General features: G+C 73.6%; 20 protein-coding genes, 1 tRNA gene and 1 riboswitch. Of the genes, 12 read left to right on the forward strand and 9 right to left on the reverse strand.

Features of this window, described 5'->3' with window-relative positions; all coding sequences use genetic code 11:
* Positions 1–200 precede the first annotated feature (200 nt).
* The 7 genes from EKG83_RS03390 to EKG83_RS03420 all read left to right on the forward strand — a co-directional run bounded on the left by EKG83_RS03390 (position 201) and on the right by EKG83_RS03420 (position 8,597).
* Positions 201–1,649, forward strand: a complete 1,449-nt coding sequence (locus EKG83_RS03390) for a resuscitation-promoting factor (protein WP_033429944.1) — start codon at positions 201–203, stop codon at positions 1,647–1,649.
* Positions 1,650–1,659: 10 nt separating this feature from the next.
* Positions 1,660–2,538 carry a 16S rRNA (adenine(1518)-N(6)/adenine(1519)-N(6))-dimethyltransferase RsmA gene (gene rsmA, locus EKG83_RS03395; RefSeq protein WP_051765308.1) on the forward strand — a complete coding sequence of 293 codons (879 nt, stop codon included), beginning with the start codon at positions 1,660–1,662 and terminating at the stop codon, positions 2,536–2,538.
* Positions 2,539–2,624: 86 nt separating this feature from the next.
* Positions 2,625–2,717, forward strand: a riboswitch (SAM riboswitch).
* A gap of 215 nt (positions 2,718–2,932) precedes the next feature.
* Positions 2,933–3,943, forward strand: a complete 1,011-nt coding sequence (locus EKG83_RS03400) for a methionine ABC transporter ATP-binding protein (protein ID WP_033429945.1) — start codon at positions 2,933–2,935, stop codon at positions 3,941–3,943.
* On the forward strand, positions 3,940–4,623 hold the full coding sequence (locus EKG83_RS03405) for a methionine ABC transporter permease (RefSeq protein WP_033429946.1): 684 nt from the start codon (positions 3,940–3,942) through the stop codon (positions 4,621–4,623). Before EKG83_RS03400 ends, EKG83_RS03405 begins: the two co-directional genes overlap by 4 nt.
* Before the next feature lie 24 nt (positions 4,624–4,647).
* Entirely contained in the window at positions 4,648–5,457 is an 810-nt protein-coding gene (locus EKG83_RS03410; protein ID WP_033429947.1) for a MetQ/NlpA family ABC transporter substrate-binding protein, read from the forward strand.
* A gap of 358 nt (positions 5,458–5,815) precedes the next feature.
* Positions 5,816–6,781 (forward strand): 4-(cytidine 5'-diphospho)-2-C-methyl-D-erythritol kinase, encoded by a 966-nt coding sequence (locus tag EKG83_RS03415; RefSeq protein ID WP_033429948.1) that lies wholly within the window; start codon positions 5,816–5,818, stop codon positions 6,779–6,781.
* Between the two features lie 46 nt (positions 6,782–6,827).
* Positions 6,828–8,597: an ABC-F family ATP-binding cassette domain-containing protein gene (locus tag EKG83_RS03420; protein WP_033429949.1), complete on the forward strand. Its 1,770-nt coding sequence runs from the start codon at positions 6,828–6,830 to the stop codon at positions 8,595–8,597.
* A 331-nt stretch (positions 8,598–8,928) separates the two neighbouring features.
* Here EKG83_RS03420 and EKG83_RS49375 read toward each other — a convergent pair whose 3' ends face one another.
* The gene (locus EKG83_RS49375) at positions 8,929–10,242 is read right to left on the reverse strand and encodes a DivIVA domain-containing protein (RefSeq protein WP_322746629.1); all 1,314 of its coding nucleotides are present in this window, start codon (positions 10,240–10,242) and stop codon (positions 8,929–8,931) included.
* A gap of 160 nt (positions 10,243–10,402) precedes the next feature.
* On the opposite strand from EKG83_RS49375, the gene EKG83_RS03435 reads away from it, so the two are divergent.
* Together EKG83_RS03435 and EKG83_RS03440 are read left to right on the forward strand one after the other, a co-directional pair.
* Entirely contained in the window at positions 10,403–12,055 is a 1,653-nt protein-coding gene (locus EKG83_RS03435) for a fatty acyl-AMP ligase (RefSeq protein ID WP_033429950.1), read from the forward strand.
* Positions 12,052–12,876 (forward strand): DUF3626 domain-containing protein, encoded by an 825-nt coding sequence (locus tag EKG83_RS03440; RefSeq protein ID WP_033429951.1) that lies wholly within the window; start codon positions 12,052–12,054, stop codon positions 12,874–12,876. Before EKG83_RS03435 ends, EKG83_RS03440 begins: the two co-directional genes overlap by 4 nt.
* Positions 12,877–13,155: 279 nt before the next feature.
* On the opposite strand, the gene pth is transcribed toward EKG83_RS03440, so the two are convergent.
* The 3 genes from pth to EKG83_RS03455 are packed head-to-tail and all read right to left on the reverse strand — an operon-like array spanning position 13,156 to position 14,903.
* On the reverse strand, positions 13,156–13,725 hold the full coding sequence (gene pth, locus EKG83_RS03445; protein ID WP_084716251.1) for an aminoacyl-tRNA hydrolase: 570 nt from the start codon (positions 13,723–13,725) through the stop codon (positions 13,156–13,158).
* Positions 13,715–14,227, reverse strand: coding sequence for a DivIVA domain-containing protein (locus EKG83_RS03450; protein WP_051765310.1), 513 nt, complete (start codon positions 14,225–14,227; stop codon positions 13,715–13,717). The genes pth and EKG83_RS03450 overlap by 11 nt, the downstream gene beginning before the upstream one ends.
* Before the next feature lie 58 nt (positions 14,228–14,285).
* The gene (locus EKG83_RS03455; protein ID WP_033429953.1) at positions 14,286–14,903 is read right to left on the reverse strand and encodes a 50S ribosomal protein L25/general stress protein Ctc; all 618 of its coding nucleotides are present in this window, start codon (positions 14,901–14,903) and stop codon (positions 14,286–14,288) included.
* 410 nt (positions 14,904–15,313) lie between these two features.
* On the opposite strand from EKG83_RS03455, the gene EKG83_RS03460 reads away from it, so the two are divergent.
* Positions 15,314–16,153, forward strand: coding sequence for a mechanosensitive ion channel family protein (locus tag EKG83_RS03460; RefSeq protein ID WP_084716252.1), 840 nt, complete (start codon positions 15,314–15,316; stop codon positions 16,151–16,153).
* A 104-nt stretch (positions 16,154–16,257) separates the two neighbouring features.
* Complete coding sequence (locus EKG83_RS03465; RefSeq protein WP_051765312.1) at positions 16,258–16,863, forward strand: DUF2382 domain-containing protein; 606 nt, start codon at positions 16,258–16,260, stop codon at positions 16,861–16,863.
* A 64-nt stretch (positions 16,864–16,927) separates the two neighbouring features.
* Here EKG83_RS03465 and EKG83_RS03470 read toward each other — a convergent pair whose 3' ends face one another.
* The 5 genes from EKG83_RS03470 to EKG83_RS03490 form a co-directional block, all read right to left on the reverse strand.
* On the reverse strand, positions 16,928–17,899 hold the full coding sequence (locus EKG83_RS03470; protein WP_033430003.1) for a ribose-phosphate diphosphokinase: 972 nt from the start codon (positions 17,897–17,899) through the stop codon (positions 16,928–16,930).
* A 13-nt stretch (positions 17,900–17,912) separates the two neighbouring features.
* Complete coding sequence (gene glmU, locus EKG83_RS03475; protein WP_033429954.1) at positions 17,913–19,391, reverse strand: bifunctional UDP-N-acetylglucosamine diphosphorylase/glucosamine-1-phosphate N-acetyltransferase GlmU; 1,479 nt, start codon at positions 19,389–19,391, stop codon at positions 17,913–17,915.
* A 67-nt stretch (positions 19,392–19,458) separates the two neighbouring features.
* Positions 19,459–21,105 (reverse strand): GGDEF domain-containing protein, encoded by a 1,647-nt coding sequence (locus EKG83_RS03480; RefSeq protein WP_033429955.1) that lies wholly within the window; start codon positions 21,103–21,105, stop codon positions 19,459–19,461.
* A gap of 93 nt (positions 21,106–21,198) precedes the next feature.
* A tRNA-Gln gene (locus EKG83_RS03485) sits at positions 21,199–21,269 on the reverse strand.
* A 234-nt stretch (positions 21,270–21,503) separates the two neighbouring features.
* Complete coding sequence (locus EKG83_RS03490; protein WP_051765314.1) at positions 21,504–22,649, reverse strand: alpha/beta hydrolase family protein; 1,146 nt, start codon at positions 22,647–22,649, stop codon at positions 21,504–21,506.
* A gap of 153 nt (positions 22,650–22,802) precedes the next feature.
* Between EKG83_RS03490 and EKG83_RS03495 the strand changes: the two genes are divergently transcribed.
* Complete coding sequence (locus EKG83_RS03495) at positions 22,803–23,756, forward strand: acyl-CoA desaturase (RefSeq protein ID WP_084716253.1); 954 nt, start codon at positions 22,803–22,805, stop codon at positions 23,754–23,756.
* Positions 23,757–23,857: the final 101 nt, after the last annotated feature.

Here is a 23,857-nt window from a genome sequence, read left to right on the forward strand (position 1 = left end):
TGCACAACCCCCCGCCACCCGTTACGGTCCCGTGACCGTGCCCCTTGTATCCAGAGGGGGCGCACCCGCGGTCGGGGCGGGTCGACAGCACCAGAAGCGAGAAGGCCGAACAGCACGGGAGTTGCCGGGGATCAGTAGCTGACCGCCGACATCACCGCGCGCGTTGCGGGACTTCGCGCCTTCAGGAGGTATGGAACCCCGTGAACTCGTTCAACGAGGACACCGACTGGTTTACGCCCGTGAAAGACGTCCCGGCCACCGGGGTGGGCGTCCTGGACCGACCGGCCACGCCGATCGAGTGGGACAACTCCGGCTGGGAGACGGCCGTCTTCACGATCACGCCGAACGACGTCATGGAGGTCCTCGGACCGGACGCCGACGAGCTGCTGGCGAACGCCAACGTCGACGTCGACGAGCTGATCAGGCTCATCAACGCCGAGACCACGCTCCTCCCGCCGATCATCATCCCGGACGAGGTCTCCCAGGACCGCGTCGCGGGCGCGTTGGCCGTCGAACAGCCCGACGCCCCGCCCGCCGTCCTGGTCGAAGCCGCCGGGAAGTGGAAGCGCCGCTTCCTCAAGGCCGCGGTCGCCACCGTGCTGGTGACCATCTCCGGTGGCGGCGCGACCGCCATCGCCATGGACAAGTCCGTCACGGTCGACGTGGACGGCGAGGCCAAGACGGTGCGGACCTACGAGTCCACCGTCGGCGAGATCCTGGCCGACGAGGGCATCACCGTCGGGGACCACGACGCGCTGAGCCCGAGCCCCCAGGCCAAGGTCGGCGACGGCGGCAAGATCACGCTCGACCGCGGCCGCCTGGTCAGGGCCACCGTCGACGGCGAGCAGCGCGAGGGCTGGGTCCGGTCGGTGACCGTCGACGAGGCCCTCGACCAGCTCGAGATCGACGACCGGGGCGCGTGGGTCTCCCACGACCGCGGCATGGACGTGCCGCTCCAGGGCATGGACCTGGAGGTCAAGAGCCTCAAGACGATCACGCTCTACGACGGCGGCAACGCGCCGCGCCAGATCCAGACCACCGCGGTGACGGTCGACGAGCTGCTCAAGGGCGAGAACCTCGCCCTCGGCCCGGACGACAAGCTCGAAACGGCCCTGGACCTGCGCGTCACCAACGGCGCCGAGGTCCACATCAGCCGGACGGGTGTCTCGGTGATCAACGCGACGGAGCCGGTGCAGCCGCCCGTCGAGGAGATCAAAGACGACACGATGATGAAGGGCGAGAAGCAGGTCGTCGAGCCCGGCGCGGCCGGCGAGCAGATCGTCACCTACCGCGTCACGGTCAAGAACGGCCAGGAGATCGGCCGGGAGAAGCTGGGCGCCAAGGTCACCAGGGAGCCCGTGGCCCGCAAGGTCAAGGTCGGCACCAAGCTCCCGCCGGACGGCGCGGTGTGGGACTCGCTGGCCAAGTGCGAGGCCGGCGGCAACTGGGCCATCAACACCGGCAACGGCTACTACGGCGGCCTCCAGTTCAACAAGGGCACCTGGGACGCCTACGGCGGCGGCCAGTACGCGGCCTACCCGCACCAGGCCACCCGCGAGCAGCAGATCGCCGTCGCGACCAAGCTGCGCGACGCCCGCGGCAGCTACTCCGCGTGGCCCGGGTGCCAGGCCAAGCTGGGCCTGCCGTAAGAATGCACGCGTGACCAATGCTTCGTCGTCGGCCGGGCCGGGGAGTTCGCTCCTCGGCCCGGCCGACGTCCGTCGGCTGGCCGCCGACCTCGACGTCCGCCCCACCAAGAAGCTGGGGCAGAACTTCGTGCACGACCCGAACACGGTGCGCCGCATCGTGGCCTCGGCGGACCTGCGGCCGGACGACGTGGTGCTGGAGGTCGGACCCGGCCTGGGCTCGCTGACCCTGGCGCTGCTGCCCGCGTGCCGGGCCCTGGTGGCCGTGGAGATCGACGGGGTGCTGGCCGGCCGGCTGCCGCTCACCGTCGCCGAACGCGCGCCCGGCCTGGCCGACCGGCTCGCCGTGGTGCACGGGGACGCGATGCGCGTCACCGCCGACCGGCTGCCCCACGCGCCCACCGCGCTGGTCGCCAACCTGCCCTACAACGTGGCCGTGCCCGTGGTGCTGCACCTGCTGGCCGAGCTGCCGTCGCTGCGCACCGGCCTGGTGATGGTGCAGTCCGAGGTGGCCGACCGGATGGCCGCCGGGCCCGGCAGCAAGGTCTACGGGGTGCCGAGCGTGAAGCTCGCCTGGTACGCCGACGCCCGCCGCGCCGGCCCGGTGTCGCGCTCGGTGTTCTGGCCGGTACCCAACGTGGACTCCGCGCTGGTCGCGTTCGAGCGCCACGCACCGCTGTCCACTGTGGATCAGAAGTGGCTCTTCTCGTTGGTGGACGCGGCTTTCGCGCAGCGGCGCAAGACCCTGCGCGGTGCGCTGGCCGGGTGGGCCGGCTCGCCCGCCGAGGCCGAGCGGCTGCTGCTCGCCGCGGGCGTCGACCCCGGCGCGCGGGGGGAGCAGTTGGGCGTCGACGACTTCGTCCGGATAGCCGAGGTCGCCTCGGCCCGGTAGTCGCCGATCCTTCGGCCATCAGTGTGATTTGCCGGACGTTCCTGTTACGGGCTTGCGTCGCCAGGGGTCCTTCGGGTGTACTCGACGTGCCATCCCGAGCGGCCGAGAGACCTGGCTCCACGACGCCGCAGCAACCACCCCGCCACCGGGGCAGGTGCTTCAGCCAGGAACGATGGAGGATCACGTGCCCAGGATGCGAATGCTCACCCGGAGGCGGGTCGTCGACCACGGCCGCCGCACGGTGTCGGCCTGTCGCAGCTGACGAGCTACCGCCTAGCCCGTCCGCACCCTCCTCTCGGCGTCCCCCTCCGCGGGACACATCCCTGAGCTTCGAAGCCTCCGGCCCACGCGCGCCACGAGCGCGCGCGGCCGCATGCAGTCGTGGAGTGAAAACGTGATCACGGTCGAGAACCTCACCAAGTCCTTCCCCGGCAGTACCGGGCAGGTTCGCGCGCTGGACGGCGTGAACCTGGACGTCGACGCGGGCACCGTGCTCGGCGTCGTCGGCCCCAGCGGCGCCGGCAAGTCCACCCTGGCCCGGTGCGTCGCCCTGCTGGAGCGCCCCGACAGCGGCGCGATCCGCGTCGACGGCACCGACCTCGTCTCCCTCGACGGCACCGCGCTGCGCGCCGCCCGCCGGCGCATCGGCGTCGTGCCGCAGGGCGACTCGCTGCTGCGCCAGCGCACCGCCGCGGGCAACGTCGCGCTGCCGCTGGAGGCCGCGGGCGTGGCCGGGCCGCAGCGCCGCACCCGCGTCGCCGAGCTGCTGGACCTGGTGGGCCTGACCGACAAGGCCGGCAGCTACCCCGACCAGCTCTCCGGCGGCCAGCGCCAGCGCATCGCGGTGGCCCGCGCGCTCGCCGCGTCGCCGTCGGTGCTGCTGGCCGACGAGCCGACCTCCGCGCTGGACCCCGAGACCACCGGCTCGGTGCTCACCGTGCTGGACCGGGCGCGCGCCGAGCTGGGCGTGACCGTGCTCGTGGTCACCCACGACATGGGCGTGGTGCGCCGGATCTGCGACGACGTCGCGGTGCTGGAGGACGGCCGGGTCGTGGAGCACGGCAAGGTGCTCGACCTGGTCTCCGACGCCGGCAGCCGCACGGCCGCGTCGCTGCTGCCCGCCGTGGACCAGAACCCGGCGGCCGAGAAGGCGTACGACCGCGTCGCCGACGTCGTGCTGGTCGGCTTCGCCGCGGTGGGCGCGCTGCTGCCCGAGGCCACCGGCCGGTTCGGCGTCGAGCTGAACCTGCTGGGCGGCGGCCTGACCCGGCTGGGCGAGACCCCGGTCGCCCGGTTCCGCGTCGGCCTGAACGGCGAGCGCGCGGACTCGGCGCTGGAGTGGATCTCGGAGGCCGGAGGCGCGGTGCGCCGGACCCTCGCGGGTCCGCAGGGAGTTGCTGCGTGAGGTCTGCAACACCCTGGTCCACCGTGTTCGACACCGTGCTCGCCGCGACCGGTGAGACGTTGTACATGGTGGGCGTCTCCACCCTGATCGCGGTCCTGCTCGGCACCCCCGTCGGCGTCTGGCTCCAGCTCACCGCACCCGGTGGGCTGAAGCCGCGCCCGGTGCTCCACAAGGTGCTCGGGTTCGTCGTGGACCTCGGTCGCTCCATGCCCTTCCTGGTCCTGCTGGTGGTCCTCACCTCGCTGACCAGGCTCCTGCTCGGCAGCACCATCGGACCGACCGCCGCCATCGTGCCGCTGGCCGTCGGCGCCATCCCGTTCGTGGGCAGGCTGGTCCAGAACGTGCTGTCCGAAGTGCACGTCTCGGTGGTCGAGGCGGCGGTCACGACCGGCGCCTCGACCACCCGGATCGTCCGCAGCGTCCTGCTCCGCGAATCGCTGCCCGCCCTGGTGAACGCGGTCGGCGTGACCGCCATCGCCCTGCTCGGCTACTCGGCGATGGCCGGCGTGGTCGGCGGCGGCGGCCTCGGCGACCTCGCCGTGCGCGAGGGCTACCAGCGGTTCAACGAGCGCTACCTGTGGACCACGGTGGCCGTGCTGGCGGTCGTCGCCACCGCGATCCAGTTCACCGCCAACCGCGTGGCCCGGGCCGTCGACCGACGCCGCCACGCCTCCGTCTGACCCCTCCGTCCCAAAAGGAACGAAATGCGTATTCGTGCTGCCCTGCTGGCCGTGCTGCTCACCGCTGTGGGCTGCGGGAGCGGTGGTGAGACCGGCGCGGCATCGGACCCGAACGCGCCGCTCAAGGTCGGCGTGAGCCCCGTGCCGCACGCCCAGGTGCTCAAGTACGTCGCGGACAACCTGGCCGCCTCGAAGAACCTGAAGATCGAGGTCGTCGAGTTCACCGACTACGTGCAGCCGAACACCGCGCTGGTGGACGGGTCGCTGGACGCCAACTACTTCCAGACCGTGCCCTACCTCGACACGTTCAAGGCCGAGAGCGGCGCGACCCTGGAGTGGATCGGCCCCGTGCACCTGGAGCCGCTGGGCCTGTACTCCAGCAAGCACAAGTCGCTGGCCGACCTGCCCGCCGGGGCCCGGGTGGCCGTGGCCAACGACGCCACCAACGAGGCGCGCGGCCTCAAGCTGCTCCAGGACAACGGCCTGATCAAGGTCCGGGCGGGGGCCGAGAAGACCGCGACCGTCCGCGACATCGAGGACAACCCGAAGAACCTGGAGTTCGTCGAGCTGGAGGCCGCCCAGCTGCCCCGCTCGCTCGACGACACCGACGCGTCCGTGATCAACGGCAACTACGCCATCGACGCGGGCCTCAAGCCGGCCGACGACGCCCTGGCGCTGGAGAAGACCGAGGGCAACCCCAACGCCAACGGCCTGGTAACCCGCGCCGAGCTCAAGGACGACCAGCGGATCAAGGACCTCCTCGAACTCCTCCAGTCCCAGCAGGTCAAGGACTACATCAAGGAAACCTTCGCCGGCTCCGTCCTGGCCGTCTGACCCACCCAACCGCACGACACGCCGGCCCCAACCGCACGACACGCCGGCCTCGGACGCATGACACGCCGGCCTTGAGCGCATGACACGCCGGCCTTGAGCGCATGACACGCCGGCCTTGAGCGCATGACACGCCGGCCTTGAGCGCATGACACGCCGGGACAAAACCGGGAACTCGGGCGTGTCATGCGTTCAGACCTCGCGTGTCATGCGGTCGAGGCCCGCGTGTCGTGCGGTCGGGGCCGGTGAGTTGTGCGTTCGGGTCCCCCGTGCCGGTCGGCGCGGGGGACCCGCCTGCTTCCGGTGCTGGTCAGGGGTGGGTTGGAGCGGGCAACCGGGAAACGCCCGTACGCTTCATGGCGTGCTCGCAGTCGTACCGCCCCCGGTCACCGTCCGCGTCCCGGCCAAGGTCAACCTGCACCTGGCCGTCGGCGATCAACGCGCGGACGGCTACCACGACCTGGTGACGGTCTTCCAGGCCCTGTCGCTCACCGACGAGGTCACCGTCGCCGTGGCCGACGACCCCGGGGTGGAGGTGCGCGGCGAGGGCGCCGACTCGGTGCCCACCGGCGCGTCCAACCTCGCCTGGCGGGCGGTGCGGGTGCTGGCCGAGCACGTCGGCCGCGACCCGGAGGACCCGAAGGTCCGGATCTCGATCCGCAAGGCCATCCCGGTGGCGGGCGGCATGGCGGGCGGCAGCGCGGACGCGGCGGCGACGCTGGTCGGCCTGGCCGCGCTGTGGCGGCTGGAGGTCGGCAAGGACGAGCTGGCCGAGCTGGCCGCGAAGATCGGCGCGGACGTCCCGTTCGCCCTCTACGGCGGCACGGCCCTGGGCACCGACCGCGGCGACCGGATCGTGCCGGTGCTGGCGCGGCACACGTTCCACTGGGTGCTGGCCTTCGACCGGCGCGGCCTGCCCACGCCCGAGGTGTTCGACGAGCTGGACCGGCTGCGCGCGGAGGGCGACCCGCCGCGCGTCGGGCCGGCCGAGGCGGTGCTGGAGGGCCTGGCGTCCGGTGACCCGCGCCAGCTCGCCCTGCTGCTCGGCAACGACCTCCAGGCGGCGGCGGTGTCGCTGCGGCCGAACCTGCGGCGCACGCTGCGCGCGGGCGTGAACGCGGGCGCGCTGGCCGGTATGGTGTCCGGCTCGGGCCCGACCTGCGCGTTCCTGTGCACGGACGGCGACTCGGCGGTCCGGGTGGCGGCCGAGCTGGCGGGCGCGGGGGTGTGCCGGACGGTGCGCGTGGCCCAGGGCCCGGTGCACGGCGCCCGCGTGGTCGGCACCGACGAGGCGTCCCGGCCGACCCCGCCCGAAGTGCACGCCTGAGCGCGCGAAGCTCGTTGTTGCCCACGTTTCGACGAAGGTGCTGGTAGTGGCCAACCTGGTCAATCTTGAGAACGTCTCCAAGTCGTTCGGCGTGCGCCCGCTGCTGGACGGCGTGTCCCTCGGTGTCGGCGCGGGCGACCGGATCGGGGTGGTCGGCCTCAACGGTGGCGGCAAGACCACCCTGCTGGAGGTGCTGGCCGGCGTCGCCGAGCCGGACGAGGGGCGCGTCAGCCGCAACCGCGACCTGCGCATGGCCGTGGTGACGCAGCGCACCGAGCTGCCCGAGGGCTCGACCGTGCGCAACGCCGTGCTCGACCCGCTCGGGTACGGCGCCGAGCACGAGTGGGCGGCGGACGCCCGGGTGCGCTCGATCCTCGACGGCCTGGGCATCACCGGCTTCGGCCTGGACTCCCCGGTGGGCACCATGTCCGGTGGCGAGCGGCGCCGGGTCGCGCTGGCCGCGGCGCTGGTGCGCGACCTGGACCTGGTGGTGCTGGACGAGCCGACCAACCACCTGGACGTGGAGGGCGTGCGCTGGCTGGCCGAGCACCTGCTGGCCCGGCGCACCGCGCTGGTCGTGGTGACCCACGACCGGTGGTTCCTGGACACGGTGTGCAGCCGGACGTGGGAGGTCGTCGGCGGTCGGGTCGAGCAGTACGAGGGCGGTTACGCGGACTGGGTGTTCGCCCGCGCCGAGCGCGCCCGGCTGGCCGACGCGATCGAGGAGAAGCGCCGCAACCTGGCCCGCAAGGAGCTGGCGTGGCTGCGCCGCGGCGCGCCCGCCCGCACGTCCAAGCCGCGCTACCGCATCGAGGCGGCCGAGGCGCTGATCTCGGACGTGCCGCCGCCGCGCGACTCGGTGGAGCTGATGGCCTTCGCCAAGCGCCGGCTGGGCCGCACGGTGCTGGAGCTGGAGGACGCGACGCTGTCCGTGCCCGACCGCGTGCTGGTGCGCGACCTGACGTGGCGCATCGGCCCCGGCGACCGGGTGGGCATCGTCGGCGTGAACGGCTCGGGCAAGACCACGCTGCTGCGCGCCCTGGCCGGCGAGCAGGAGCTGGACACCGGGCACCGCGTCCAGGGGCAGACGGTCAAGCTCGCGCACCTGAGCCAGGAGCTGCACGACCTCGACGGCTCGCTGCGCGTGCTGGAGGCGGTCGAGCAGGTCGCCCGGCGGGTGGTGCTGGGCAAGCAGGAGCTGTCCGCGTCGCAGCTCGCCGAGCGGTTCGGGTTCTCGTCCCAGCAGCAGTGGACGCCGGTCGGCGACCTGTCCGGCGGCGAGCGGCGGCGGTTGCAGCTGGCCCGGCTGCTGATGGCCGAGCCGAACGTGCTGCTGCTCGACGAGCCGACCAACGACCTGGACATCGACACCCTCCAGCAGCTGGAGGACCTGCTCGACTCGTGGCCGGGCACGCTGGTCGTCATCTCCCACGACCGGTACCTGGTGGAGCGGGTGTGCGACCGGGTGGTGGCCCTGTTCGGCGACGGCGGGCTGACCGACCTGCCCGGCGGCATCGAGGAGTACCTGCGGCGCCGGGACCGGCAGCGGGAGGCGGCCGCCGCCCCGGTGGCCAAGCCCGCCGCGGCCCCGTCGTCGGCCGCCGACCAGCGCGCCGCCCGCAAGGAGCTGGCCCGGCTGGAGCGGCGGTTGGAGGTGCTGCAGAAGAAGGAGGCCGAGCTGCACGCCAAGCTCGCCGAGGCGGCCACCGACCCCGGTCGGCTGCTGGCGCTGGACGCGGAGCTGAAGGCCGTGCTGGCGGAGGCGGAGGACGTCGAGGCGCAGTGGCTGGAGGCGGCGGAGGCGGCGGAGGGCTGACGCGGCGGGGTGGCCGGGACGTTCGACGAACACGTCCGAGGGGCCGGCGTCCACCGCGCCGGTCCTGCCGCACCGCACCGGCGTGTTCGACGACTCGCCGCTGACCGACTTCGGGCCCGTCGACGTCGACGAGCCGGCGACTTCACCGACCTCCGGGTGGCGGGCAGCGCCCGGCCGGACCCGGCGGAGCTGTCGGCCGGGCTCGTGTCCACCCAGCCGACCCACCGGCGCGGCGTCAACGCCGCCCCGCTCCCGCGACGACCCGGCCGTCCGCCCCGGAGTCCGCCGGCGTGGCACGGGGCCGTTCGCGTCGCCGCGGCCGGCCCCGCCGCTACCTGCCCCGCTTGCGCAGCTCCGCCACCAGCAGCGGCATCAGCTCGTCGACGAACGCGCAGTCGTAGCCCTGGCCCGGCATGAGCGAGTGGGCGAACCTGGTCTTGGCCACCTCGGCCGACGACGCGCCGACCATGCCGTCCAGGGCGATGCCGACCTCCTCCAGCAGCCGGTCCACCTGCGAGGTCCGGTAGCCGCGCGCCGCGGGTCCGGCCAGGGGCACCTTGAGCCGGCGCAGCTGCTTCCAGGACGTGATCGGGGGCAGCGAGGCCGGGTCCGGCGGCCCGTCGGCGAGCTGCTTCTCCACCCTCGCCAGGAACGCGTCCACCTCGGTCTCGTCGTACCCGCGCCGCCCGAACATGGGGCGGCTGAAGCGGACCTCGCGCACCTCCCGCGCGGTCAGGTCGTCCTGCCCGAGCAGGGTGTTCTCCACGCGGTCCAGGAACCGGTCGACCTGGGACTCCTGGTAGCCGCGGCGGCCGCGCGGCGGTTTGCCGAACGACGCGGTCCGCACGTCCCGCGCGGTCAGCGGCCGGGTGCCGGGGCCGGGGCGCGGCCGCACCGGCGGCGTGATCGGGTGCACGGGGGCGAGCCCGGGTGACGAGGCGGAGGCGGGCCGGAGCCCGGGTGACGAGGCGGAGGCGGGCCGGAGCGCGGGCGACGAGGCGGAGGCCGGCTTGAACCCGGGCGACGAGGCGGACGCGCGCTGCACGGGCGGGCGCGAGTCGGGCTTGCGCTGGGAGGCCGGCGGCGGTCGGCGCTCCAGCGTCACCACGACCAGGTCGAGGAACGTGTCCACGTCGTCCTCGTCGTACCCGACCATGCCCGGCGGGGCGTAGCCGAACCGCTTCTCCTGCACCTCCAGCGCGGTCAGGCCGTCCCGGCCCGCCAGGGTGTCCTCGATCCGCTCCAGGAACGCGTCGATCTCGCCCTCGTGGTACCCGCGGTTGCCGGGGCGGGGCTTGTGGAACCGCACGCCGCGCACGTCCTGGGGCGTCAGCCCCGGCGCGGGGCGCATCCCGGTCGACGTGGCGTGCGCGCCCCGGGCGGGCGCGGCGGCCTGGCGGCGCTGCGGCGTCGAACCCAGGGTCTCCGCGACGAGGTCCATGAAGGCGTCGACCTCGGTGGCGTGGTAGCCGGGCACCGCGGGTCTGAACCGGACCGTGCGCACGTCCCGCTCGGTCACGTCGTCCCGACCCAGCAGGGTCGCCTCGACCCGGTCGAGGAAGGCGTCCACCTGGCCCTCGTCGTACCCCGGCCGGCCGGGAGGGGGGCGGTGGAAGGCGACCTGCCGCAGATCCTGCGCGCTCAACAGCGGCGCCGGATGCGCAGGCGTGTGCTGACGAGCGTCGAACCCGGCCACCCAATTACCTCCTTCGTGTGATGTACCGGGGAGTATCGCGGGACGGGGCCCCGTATGTTTCGCCCTATCGGCTCAATGATTGCCCTCGTGCCGATCTACCCTGGCGCTCATGAGCCGGTTCGTGGACACGATGGTGGCAACCGCCGCGGGCGCCCTGGGGCGAGCGCGTGGCATGACCACGGGGGAGCCGGGCGACCCGGTCCGCCGGTCGTGGCTGGAGGTGCACGAGCGCGCCACCCGCGCGGCGGGCGCGCTCGTGGCCGGCGGCGTGGCGCGCGGCGACTCGATCGCCGTCCTCGCGGGCGACCCGGCGGCCATCGCGCCGACCGTGCAGGCGGTCTGGCTCGCGGGCGCGAGCACGACCATGCTGCACCAGCCCACCGCCCGCACCGACCTCGCCGAGTGGGCCGAGGACACCCTGCGCGTGCTGAACATGATCGACGCCAAGCTGGTGCTGCTCGGCGCCCCGTTCGACGCGCTGGCGGGCGTGCTGGAGCAGCACGGCGTGGCCTACCGCAGGCTGGAGGAGCTGGACGGCGACCCGCTGCCCGCGCCGGTCGAGGTCGACGAGGACCTGCCCGCCCTGCTCCAGCTCACCAGCGGCTCCACCGCCGACCCGAAGGCCGTCCGCATCACCCACGGCAACCTGTGGTCCAACGCCACCGCCATGCGCACCGCGGCCGCGCTCGACCCGGAGTCCGACGTGATGGTGTCGTGGCTGCCGCTGTTCCACGACATGGGCATGGTCGGCTTCCTGACCGTGCCCATGCTGTTCGGCATCGACCTGGTCAAGGTCACCCCCGCCGACTTCCTGGCCCGCCCGACCCTGTGGCCGGACCTGATCAGCCGCTACGGCGGCACCATCACCGCCGCGCCGAACTTCGCCTACGCCATCGTCGCCCGCCGCACCCGCAACGTCGACGACGGCGCGTTCGACCTGTCCAGGCTCCGCATCGCGCTCAACGGCGCCGAGCCCATCGACCCGGCCGCGGTGCGGGCGTTCACCGACGAGGGCGCGCGGTTCGGCCTGCGCCCGGAGTGCGTGCTGTGCGCCTACGGCATGGCCGAGACCGCGCTGGGCGTGGCCTTCGCACCGGTGTTCACCGGCATGGCCGTGGACGTGGTCGACCCCGAGGAGCTGGAGGCGGGCAAGCACGCCGTGCCGGTCGACCCCGGGCACCCCAACGCGCGGGCGTTCCCGCTGCTCGGCCCGCCGCTGCCGGGCCTGGAGGTGCAGGTCGTGGACGAGGCCGGCGCGGTGCTCGGGGAGCGGCGCGTCGGCCGGCTGCGGGTGCGCGGCGAGGCCGTGACCCCGGGCTACCTCACCGTGGACGGCCCGGTGGCCACCCGGGACGCCGAGGGCTGGCTCGACACCGGCGACGAGGGCTACCTGGTCGACGGGCAGGTCGTGGTCTGCGGGCGCCGCAAGGACGTGATCATCATGGGCGGCCGCAACATCTACCCGACCGACATCGAGCGCGCCGCCACCTCGGTCGAGGGCGTGCGCGCGGGCAACGCGGTGGCGGTGCGGCTGGACGCGGGCACCCGGCGCGAGCGGTTCGCCGTGGTGGTCGAGTCCAGGCTCGCCGGCGACGACGAGGCGGTGCGCGCCCTGTCCAAGGAGGTCGGCGCGCGGGTCGTGGACGCGGTCGGGCTGCGGCCGTTCTCGGTGGTCGTGCTCAAGCCGGGCAGCCTGCCCAAGACCCCGTCGGGCAAGCTGCGCCGCGCCGCCGCGGCGTCCCTGGTGCCCGCCGCCGGGTGACGCCGGCCGAGCGGGCGCTCGCCCACGTGGCGGCGCGGTCGGCGGGCCCGCCCCTCGACCGCGCCCTGCGCGTGACGCTCCACTTCCACCCCGAGCGGGTGGTGCCGGGCCTGGTCGAGACGGGCGCGTACGCGTCCCAGTTCGTCACCGGCACGGGCAACGGCGGGCTGACCGCGTTCCCGGGCGGGGACCGGTGGCGCTGGGAGAGCCGCATGTTCGGCGGCGCCTACGACGACGCGCCGGCGCACGAGCGGCCGGTCTACGGCGGGCTCGACATCCGGCGGAGCCCGTACGGTGCGTCGCCGCGCTTCGGCTCGTCACACCTCCGATTGCGCCCGGAGGTGTTGGAGCGCACCACTTTCTGCTACCCCGACAGCGTCGAGGAGCCGGAGCTGTTCGGGGTGGCCGACCGGATGTCCCTGGTCGAGGTCGCCCTCGCCGACGACCGGGACGCGCTGGACGACTACGTCGAGGCCCACGTCCACGGCCGGGTGGCGGTGGCGGCCGACGTCGAGGCGCTGGTGCTCGACCCGTCCTACCGCGGCACGCCCGTCGAGGCGGCCGCGCGGCGCCTGCCCTGCGCGGTCGAGTGGCACCCGGGCTTCCGCCTGCACGTCGACGAGCTGCGCCGCCACCCCGACTACCGCGGGCCCCGGTTCACCGCGCTGGGGGAGGAGGTCGCGGTGGAGGGGTGGCTCACGCCCGAGGTGATCGGGAGCCGCGCGGGCGACTACGAGGCCCAGGACCTGAAGAGGGTCTGGCACCTGCTCGCCCGGTTCGGGCGCGTGGCGGACGACGGCCCCGGTGGCGTCGACCGGTGATCGGCGGGGTGGGGCCATGACGCCGACCGGGATCCGCCCCGCCCGGCCGGGGGACCTGCCCGCCGTCGCCGGGCCGCGGTGGGCGCGGGAGAGCCGCGGCGCCGTCCCGACGGCCCCGGAGGGGTTCGCGCCCCGCTGCTCGGCGTGGGTGGGCGAGAACCGGGCGGCGCACCGGTGCACGGTCGCGGTCCGCGGCGGCCGGGTCGTCGGCACGGCCTGGTCGGCGCACCCCGCTCGGCGCGCCCGCGTTCAGCGCGCCCGCGGTTCAGCCCACCCCGCTCAGTGCACCTTGTTCTGGGCGCCTTCCAGCCCCAGCTCCAGCAGCGCCTCGACCGCGTCGGCCGTGCGGTCCAGCTCGAAGGCCAGCTCCTTGCGCTCGACCGCGGAGAAGTCGCGCAGCACGTAGTCGGCCGGGTCCATCCGGCCCGGCGGCCGGTCGATGCCGAAGCGCACCCGGTGGTAGTCCTTGGTGCCCAGCGACTTGGTGATCGACCGCAGCCCGTTGTGCCCGTTCTCCCCGCCGCCGAGCTTGAGGCGCACCGTGCCGAACGGCAGGTCCAGCTCGTCGTGCACCACGACGATCGACGCGGGCGGCACCTTGTAGAACTTCGCGGTGCCCGCCACGGGCCCGCCGGAGGTGTTCATGTAGCCGCGCGGCTTGGCGAGCACGACCCGGCGGCCGGCCAGCCGGCCCTCGACCACCTCCGCGCCGCCCTTGTGGGCCTTGAACCGGCCGCCCACGCGGTCGGCGAGCACGTCCAGCACCAGGAAGCCCACGTTGTGCCGGTTGCCCTCGTACTTGGGGCCGGGGTTGCCCAACCCCACGACCAGGTGCAGCTCATCGGCCACGGAACCGCAACTCCTGCTCAAGCTCGTCCAACAGGGCGTCGACCTCGCGCACCCGGTACCCGCGCCGCAGGCCCGACGTGGTGCTGAACCGGGTGTGGCGGACCTCGCCGGAGGTCATCCGGCCCCGGCCGTCCAGCGTGGCGGCGGCCCGGCCGAGGAACGCGTCGACCTCGCCGCGATCGTAGCCCCCCGCCGCCCGGGGCAGCTTCACCGCCAGCAGGGCGTCCCCGGTCTGCAGGGTCGTCGGCGGCACGTGGCCCGCGCGCAGCTGGTGCTCCAGGGCCGCCAGGAAGTCGTCCACGGCGCGCTGGTCGTAGCCGCCGGGCACCTCGTTGAACACGACCGCGCGCACCTGGTCGGGCAGCAGCGGGGTGCGCCCGGCCAGCGCGTCGGCGATGCGCAGGGCGAACGCGTCGACCTGCGCGGGGTCGTAGCCGCGGCCCCGCTTGTGCGGGAACCGCATCCGCCGCACCTGCGCCGGGCTGAGGTACGGGAACGGCACGCCACCCCAGCCGTGAGGCGGGGGAGGCGTGCCGTCCGAACTGCCCGACGTGATGGGCTCAGCCTTCTTCGGTGGCCTCGACGACGTCGCCCTGGGCGGGCTGCTCGGCGGTGTCGCCCTCCAGCTCCGCGGCGCTCGGCGCGGCGCCGACGGCCAGGACCAGCGCCTCGGCGTCGCCGGCCAGGGTGACGCCCTGCGGCAGCTGCAGGTCGGAGGCGTGCACCTGGGTGCCCGCCTCGGCGCCCTCGACGGACAGCTCGACCTGCTCGGGGATGTGCAGGGCCTCGGCCTCCACCTGGATGGTGGTCAGGTCCTGCGTGACCAGCGTGCCCGAGGCGGGCTCGCCGGTGACGAGCACGGGCACCTCGACGGTGACCTTCTCGCCCCGCTGCACCAGCAGCAGGTCGACGTGCTCGATGTAGTTCTTGATGGGGTGCGTGGTGACGGTCTTGGTCAGCGCGAGTTCGCTGGCGTTGTCGATGTCCAGCGTGAGAACTGCGTTCTGACCGTGCTCACGGACGACACGGGCGAACTCGAGCGCCGGCAGGGCCAGGTGCTTCGGGTCGGAACCGTGGCCGTAGAGCACCGCGGGGATCTTGCCGGCGCGGCGGGTGCGGCGGGCGGCGCCCTTGCCGAACTCGGTGCGCTGCTCTGCGGCGAGACGGACCTCGGACACGGTGGGGCTCTCCTAACGGTCTGGCCTTTGTACGTCGGGCGGGGTGCGAAGCGGGCTGTCGGCCTTCGACGGCGGGCGGCGCGGAGGGTGGACACGCGCGGCATCACGACACCGCCGCGTCGATCACGCCGAGCATGGAGCTCGCCCTCGCCGAGGCAACCCGACCAGTGTAGGCCGGGCGCCTGGCGCGGCCCAACCGGGGGCACTTCCCGGTCGGGTGGTTCGGCAAACGCGCAGGTCGGGACACGCTGCGTGGAATTAATGTCCGAAATGGCCGATTGCCCTGCGTCAACCGGGTGATGAGCCGATCGGGTGGTGGATCGTCACCCTCCAGGGGTAGCCGAAGGGGCGACCGGCCTCGACCGCGAGGTTCGGGGACACACGATCCGGTGAGTTCAGGAAGGAACGGCATGTCGTCAACGACACTCGCCGCCGTCGACCTCGGCCAGGGCGTCTCGGACGCCTGGCGGGCGGTGATCACCTTCGTGCCCAGGTTGGTCGGCTTCCTGCTGATCCTGCTGATCGGGTGGTTCGTGGCCAAGGCCCTGGCCAAGGTCGTGGACAAGGTGCTGGAGCGCGTCGGGTTCGACCGGGTGGTCGAGCGCGGCGGGGTCAAGCAGGCGCTGGCCCGCTCCGAGTACGACGCCTCCGACGTCATCGCCAGGCTCGTCTACTACGCCGTGCTGCTGATCACGCTGCAGGTCGCGTTCGGCGTGTGGGGCCCGAACCCCGTCTCCGCCCTGCTCACCGGCATCGTGGCCTGGCTGCCGCGCGCCGCCGTGGCCGTCGTGATCGTCGTCGTGGCGGCCGCGATCGCCAAGGCGGTCAAGGAGCTGGTGGGCAGCGCCCTGGGCGGCCTGTCCTACGGCCGGGTCGTGGCCAACGCGGCGTCGATCTTCATCATCGGCCTCGGGGTGATCGCCGCGCTCAACCAGATCGGCGTCGCCACCACCGTGACGACCCCGGTGCTGATCACCGTCCTGGCCACCCTCGGCGGCATCGCCGTGATCGGCGTCGGCGGCGGCCTGGTCCGCCCGATGCAGCAGCGCTGGGAGCGCTGGCTGAGCCGCGCCGAGACCGAGATCCCGCAGGCCAGGGCCCACGCGGAGGCGTACCGGCGCGGCCGCGAGGACGCCCACCGGGCCACCACCGCGCCGAACCCCGCCGACGCCCCGACCCAGCACATCCCGGCGACCGGCCGGATGACGGGCGACCTGCCGACCGCCGGCGGTCCCGCCCGCGACCTCTGACCACCCGTGCACCGCACGGGTGGACCGGAAGGACCGACTGCACTCGACCCGCACGCACGGCCGGCCCCGGGGGCCGGCGCGGGGGGAGGAATGACGGACAGCTCATGACCAACGTCCTGGAACGCGCCACCCACTGGCACCACCGCGAGGTCCTCGACCCGAACGGCGACAAGATCGGCACCGTCGAGCAGGTGTGGTTCGCCGACGACGACAGCGGCCCCGGCCGGGTGTCGGTCAACACCGGCCTGTTCGGGCTGCGGCGGTCGTTCCTGCCGATCCGGGGGCTGACCGAGGGGCCCGGCGGCGAGCTGCGCACGCCCTACCGCGAGGACCAGGTGAAGGACGCGCCGAACGTGGACGCCTCCGACGACCACCTCGACAGCGACGAGGAGCGGCGGCTCTACGACCACTACGGCCTGGGCGCCGGGCAGCGGCAGGCCGGCACGACCGACCACGGGACCGCCCGCCACGCGGCTCGCGACACGGCTCGTGACACGGTCGCCCGCCACCGCGCGGACCACGCCACGACCCGCTCGGAGGAGCACCCGCGGGTGGGCGCCGAGCGGCGCGAGGCGGGCCGGGCCCGGCTGCGCGAGTACGCGGTGACCGGCACCGAGCAGGTGCCCGGCCCGGCCACCCCCGAGGCCGGGCACGAGGTGACGCCGCGCGAGGAGCGCACCGACACCGACGCCTCCCGCCACGGGCGCTGACACCCCGCACGACGAGGGGCCCCGACCGCACCCGCGGCCGGGGCCCCTCCGCGTCGGGCGGGCGTCAGGCGTTGCCGTCGAACAGCGAGGTCACCGAGCCGTCCTCGAAGACCTCCTGGATCACGCGCGCCAGCAGCGGCGCGATCGGCAGCACCGTCATCGCCTCGAACCGCTTCTCGGCCGGGATCGGCAGCGTGTCGGTGAACACCACCTCACGCGCGCCGCACTCCTGCAACCGCTCCACCGCCGGGCCCGACAGGACCGGGTGGGTCGCCGCGATGACCACGTCGGACGCGCCCTCGGCGAGCAGCTGCTCGACCGCCTTGGTGATGGTGCCGCCGGTGTCGATCATGTCGTCGATCACCACGCACAGGCGGTCCCGCACCTGGCCGACCACGCGGTTGGCCACGACCTCGTTCGGGCGCAGCGGGTCGCGCGTCTTGTGGATGAACGCGATGGGCGCGCCGCCCAGGGTGTCCGCCCACTTCTCGGCCAGCTTGGTGCGGCCCGCGTCCGGCGAGACCACGGTCAGCTCCTGGCCCGCGTACTTGTTGCGGATGTGCTCGGCGAGCAGCGGCATGGCCCACAGGTGGTCCACCGGGCCGTCGAAGAAGCCCTGGATCTGCGCGGTGTGCAGGTCGACGGCCACCAGCCGGTCGGCGCCCGCGGTCTTGAACAGGTCCGCCACCAGGCGGGCGGAGATCGGCTCGCGGCCGCGGTGCTTCTTGTCCTGCCGCGCGTACGGGTAGAACGGCATGATCACGGTGATCCGCTTGGCGGAGGCGCGCTTGAGCGCGTCCACCATGATCAGCTGCTCCATCAGCCACTGGTTGATGGGCGCGCAGTGCGACTGGACCACGAACGCGTCGCAGCCGCGCACGCTCTCCTCGAAGCGCACGAAGATCTCGCCGTTGGCGAAGTCGTACGCCGACTGCGGGGTGACCGACACGTTCAGGTGCTTGGCCACCTGCTCGGTCAGCTCGGGATAGGCCCGCCCCCCGAACAGCATCAGGTTCTTCTTCGGCGTCCCGGCCATCGTGGGGTTCACGTCAGCGCCCTTCTTCGGTTGTGCCTGCATTCTCGGGCGTGGAGGCGCGTTCCGCCGCCTCGGCGGCGGCCGTGCCCGGCCGCCGGGAGACCACCCAGCCCGCGAAGTTCCGCTGCGGGCCGCCGGAGACCGCCAGGGCCCCCGGCGGCACGTCCCGCCGCACCACGGTCCCGGCGCCGGTGTACGCGCCGTCCCCCACGGTCACCGGCGCGACGAACATGTTGTCCGAGCCGGTGCGGCAGTAGGACCCGATCGTGGTGCGGTGCTTGTTCACCCCGTCGTAGTTCACCGTGACGCTCGCCGCGCCGATGTTGGAGTGCTCGCCGATGGTGGCGTCGCCGATGTAGCTCAGGTGCGGCACCTTGGAGCCGGTGCCGATGTCGGAGTTCTTGACCTCGACGAACGCGCCGATCTTGCCGTCGGCGCCCAGCCGCGTGCCCGGCCGGAGGAACGCGAACGGCCCCACGGACGCGCCCGCGCCGACCTCCGCGCCGGTGCCGTGCGTGCGCACCACGGACGCGCCCGCGCCGACCACGCACCCGCTCAGCGTGGTGTCCGGGCCGATCACCGCGCCCTCGCCGACCACGGTGCCCGCGCGCAGCTGCACGCCGGGCTCGACCAGCACGTCCCGGCCCAGCCGCACGTCCGCGTCGAGCCAGGTGGTGGCCGGGTCGACCACGGTCGCGCCCGCGCGCATCGCGGCCTCGACCAGGCGCCGGTTCAGTTCCGCGCCCAGGCGCGCCAGCTGCACCCGGTCGTTGACGCCCTCGACCAGCCACGGGTCGGCGGTGACGAGCGCGCCCACGCGCCCGCCATCCGAGCGCGCGATGGCCAGCACGTCGGTCAGGTACAGCTCGCCCTGGGCGTTGTCGGTGGACAGCCGGGAGAGCCCGTCGCGCAGCACGGCCGCGTCGAACGCGTACACGCCCGAGTTGACCTCCGCGATCGCGAGCTGCTCCGCGGTGGCGTCCTTCTGCTCGACGATGGCCTCGACCTCGCCGGAGGCCGACCGCACGATCCGCCCGTACCCGGTGGGGTCGGCCACCCGGGCGGTCAGCACGGTCACCGCGTTGCCCTTCGCGCCGTGCTCGGCGAGCAGCGCGCGCAGGGTCCCGGAGTCGAGCAGCGGGGTGTCGCCGTAGGTCACCACGACCGTGCCGCCGAGGTCGGCGGGCAGCTCGGCCAGGCCGCAGCCGACCGCGTGCCCGGTGCCCTTCCGCTCCTCCTGCACCGCGGTGGTGACCTTGCGGTCCAGCGCGGCGGACAGCGAGTCCAGGTGCTCGGTCACGGCCGCGCGGCCGTGGCCGACCACGACGGCCAGGTGGTCCGGATCGGTCCCCGCGGCCGCGCGCACCGCGTGCTCCACGAGGGAGCGGCCGGCGATGCGGTGCAGGACCTTGGGGGTGGCTGAGCGCATGCGGGTGCCTTCACCCGCCGCGAGGACGATCGTGCTGACCGGGGTGGGGACACCCTCTAGCATCAGCGCTCTCCCTAGCTAGGTGCGTGCCTTGCAGCGGGAGGGCCTGGCGTCCCGCCAGGTGCTGATACTAAGCCTCCGCGGACGGCTCGCCCTCCACGGCGGCAACCTGGCAGCCACCTCTGCGCTTCGCCGCGTACATCGCGGAGTCGGCCCGGGCCAGCGCCGCGTGGGCCGCCTCGCGGGGCCGCACGGAGATCACGCCGACCGACAGCGTCACGCCCCTGGACAGGTCGGAGGGCAGGTCCGCCACCGCGTCCACGGCCCGGCCCAGCGCCGCCTCGGCGGCGTGCAGGGGCGCCCCGGGCAGCAGCACGACGAACTCGTCGCCGCCGTAGCGGGCCACCAGGTCGTCACCCCGCAGGGCCTGCCGGAGTGTGCTGGCAATCACGCGCAGCACGTCGTCGCCCTCGGCGTGCGAGTGCTTGTCGTTGACCACCTTGAACCCGTCCAGGTCGACCAGCGCGATGGCCATCGGGTGGGTCTGGGCGTTGATCAGCGCGGCCAGGCGGTCGTCCAGCGCGCGGCGGTTGGGCAGCCCGGTGAGCGGGTCCTGGAGGGCCTGCTGGGCGATGGCGCCGTGCGCCCGGGTCAGCCGCTCGTGGTCGCGGCGGGTGAGCAGGGTGGCGGTGCGGGCCTCCTGCATCAGCCACAGCTCGACCTCCAGCGCGTTGGCGTAGGTCTGGAGCGCGGAGATGGTGCGCTCGCCCTTCGGGCCGGACATGCGGGCGAACTCGCGGGTCAGGCACAGCATCAGGGTCGGCTCGGAGGTGTCGTGCTCCAGCCGGCCGCGGGCGTCGTGCAGCACCTGCAGCGCCTGCTGCGGCAGCTCCTCCAGCTCCAGGCAGCGGGCCAGCGCGATGGAGACGATGATCAGCTCCCGCGCGTACATGGCCAGCTCGCGCAGGCTCCACAGCCGCGAGATGTGCTCGGCGCCGGGCTTGGCCAGCGCGTGGGCCGCGCCGATCACCGGCACCTGCTCGGCGGCCGAGCGGTCCCGGCGGCCCGGGTGCAGCGACTCGCGGAACGGCAGCTCGGCGGCGGTGGCGATGGCCGAGGCGGTGGCGAACCGGTCGGCGGCCTCCTCCAGGTTGTCCACCCGCTCCAGGCGCAGGCCCCAGCCGATGAGCAGGCGGGCGCGGTTGACCAGGTGCACGTAGATCAGGTGCGGGTTGGCGCTGTCGCGGATCGCGTTGTGGGCGCGCGCCAGCACCTCGTTCGCCATCTCGTAGACGCCCAGCTGGGTGAGCACCAGGCCGGTGGTCTGGAGCGCGGAGGCGAGCAGCCGGTCCCAGGTGCGCTTGTCCATCACCGGGTCGGGGCTGAGGTCCTCCTCCAGCATGGCCAGGCCGCTGGCGACCTCGGTGAGCGCCTTGTCCTCGAACCCGCCCAGCAGGTACCGGCGGCCGCGCAGCGCGTGCGCCTCGGCCTCCAGCACCACCAGGCCGTGCCGGCGGCAGTGCGCCAGCATCTCGTCCAGGACCGAGTCCGACAGGTCGACCAGGCCGGGGGTGACGATCCGGACCACCGCCGCCGCGCGCAGGAGCTGGCCGACGATCCTCGGCTCACCGCGGCCCTGCGCCTCGGCCAGGATCTCGTCGACCTCGTGGGCGGCGTCGAGCTGGTCCGACAGGTGGCTGCTCTGGGCCACGGCCACGAGCTCGCTCGCGCGGCCGACCAGCCACGCGTCGGACATCTCGTGGAGCGCCGGCGCCACGTTGCCCTGCTCGTCGACCGCTTCCCCGTGCAGCGACTTCCACCCCCATGCAGACGCAGGGCGGCCGACCCGGACGCCCCGACCCGACCCTCGCTCCGCCACCAGGATTCGAACCTGGACCATCGGAACCAAAATCCGAGGTGCTGCCTTTACACCATGGCGGAACGGCCGAGGGCGACCCCGGCCGCGCGAACACATGTTGTCACGAGTGCCCCTCGAAGGTCAGCACCACCACTCAACTGGCGGCACGCCCTCGGTAGCGCGATCATGACTTATCGTGTTTCCCCAGGTCAACCCCTGTGGGTGACGACGGTCTTTTAGTGCAGGCACACCGGTGTTGAACCTTGAACAGTCATGCCCACAACTACCTTGCGTAGCCGGGCGGCGACCCGACCGGCTCAACGGGCACCCCCGACCGACCCCAGGAACTCCGCCAGCACCTCCTCGTACGCCCCGGGGTCCACGTTCCACTCGGCGGTGTGCTCGGCCCCCGGCACCTCGACGTACCGCACGGGCCAGCCCAGGCGGGGCGCGGCGGTGGCCAGGTCCCGCGACGCGCCCACGGGCACGGTGCCGTCCGCGCCGCCGTGGAACAGCAGGGTCGGCGGGCGGTGCGCGGGCGGGTGCTCGACCAGCTCGAAGCGGTGGAACTCCAGGTCCGCCCGCCAGTCCGAGACCAGCTCCGCCACCGGCGCCAACCGGCCGGGCAGCCCCCGGTCGCGCGCCTGCGCCTCCAGGGTCTTCCGCCAGCTCACCACGGGCGCGTCGAGCACCGCGGCCACCACCGCGCCGGCCTCCGCCGAGCGTCCCAGGAACTGCCCCACGATCGCGCCGCCCATCGACCACCCGTACAGCACGACCTCGCGCGCGCCGTGCGCCCGCGCGTACCGCACCGCGGCCTCCACGTCCCGCCACTCGGTGTCACCCAGGTGGTACAACCCGTCGGGCGAACGGGGGGCTCCCTCGTCGTTGCGGTAGGTCACGGCCAGAACGGGTAACCCGAGGTCGTGCAGCGTCGGTACGACCCGCAGCGCCTCGGTCCGGGACCCGCCCCGACCGTGTACGGCGACGACCCAGGTGGGCGACGTCGCCGGGACGAGCCACGCCGGGGCGTCGCCGAGTTCGGTCGGGATTCGCACGTCCGTGTAATCCAGGCCGTGGGCGGTGCGGGGGTCGGTCGACCACACCGCCGCCTCCAGCCGCACCGACGTGCCGTCGGGCGGCGCCTCGCCCTCCAGCTCGCGCACCACGGTGCCCCCGGACCGCCCGGTCACCGCGCCGACCCTCGCCCCGCCGCCCGGCCACGCCAGCCCCCACGTGCCCGGCAGCACCGTGACCCGGGACTCAACCAGCGAGACCGTCCCGCCGGCCGAGGAGATCACCACGTCGTGGTAGCCCGGGCGCGCCTCGGCCGGCTCCAGCAGCTCGCCGCTGTAGTACCAGCCCGCGCCCAGCACACCCCCGCCCAGCAGCACCGACACGGCCGCCAGCGCGATCAGGACGATCCGCGGGCGGCGCCGGCCGCGGACGTTCGGAGATCCCATCACCGAATGATGCCCCCGGCTTGATCGACACGCCCGGCTTCCTGAGAACACGCCGTGACTTTCCGCCCAACTGTGGCGGGACCGGCGCCACCTAACTTACGCTTCCGTAAGTTACGGTTCCGTAAGTAGCTTTGACGACGATGAGGTAGATGTATGACCAGCACCCTTGAGAGCAGGCCGCAAGGTCCCCAAGAACGAGGGCCCAAGCCCTTGGTCGACGGACGACGCGGGCACGTTGAGCAGTTCAGCGTGTACGTGTTCGTCATCGTGCCGTTCCTGGCGCTGCTCGCGGCCGTTCCGCTCGCTTGGGGCTGGGGCCTCGGCTGGGTCGACGTGGCGCTGTTCGTGGCCTTCTACTACATCGCGGGCCTCGGCGTGACGATCGGCTACCACCGCTACTTCACCCACGGCTCGTTCAAGGCCAACCGCGCGCTGAAGATCGCGCTGGCGATCGCGGGCAGCATGGCGCTGCAGGGCCCGGTGATCGTCTGGGTCGCCGACCACCGCCGCCACCACGCCTTCTCCGACCGCGAGGGCGACCCGCACTCGCCGTGGCTGTTCGGCACCGGCCCGGTCGCCCTGGCCAAGGGCTTCTGGCACGCCCACATGGGCTGGCTGTTCGAGCGCGACCAGACCAACGCCGCCCGCTTCGCGCCGGACCTGCTGGCCGACGAGGACCTGGTGCGCATCGACAAGCTGTTCCCGCTGTGGACCACGATCAGCCTGCTCGCCCCCGCCGCGCTGGGCGGCCTGATCACCATGTCCTGGGCCGGCGCGCTGAGCGCGTTCTTCTGGGCGGGCCTGGTCCGGGTGGCGTTCCTGCACCACGTGACCTGGTCGGTGAACTCGATCTGCCACATGGTCGGCGACCGCCCGTTCGCCGCCCGCGACCGCTCCGCCAACGTGTGGGCGCTGGCCATCCTGAGCTTCGGCGAGTCCTGGCACAACCTGCACCACGCCGACCCGACGTGCGCCCGGCACGGCGTCAAGCGCGGCCAGATCGACACCTCCGCGCGGCTCATCTGGGTGTTCGAGAAGCTGGGCTGGGCGACCAACGTGCGCTGGCCCACCGAGCAGCGGCTGGCCCGGATCACCGCCAAGAAGTGACCTGGGCACCCGCCCCTCGCGCCCGGCGCGGGGGGCGGGTGTTTAGTGTGGGGTGGGTGGCAGGCAGACGGCGCGACGACGAGGCACCGGTGCCGCGGGTG

Origin of the sequence: Saccharothrix syringae (genome assembly GCF_009498035.1) — a bacterium.
GTDB classification, from domain to species: domain Bacteria; phylum Actinomycetota; class Actinomycetes; order Mycobacteriales; family Pseudonocardiaceae; genus Actinosynnema; species Actinosynnema syringae.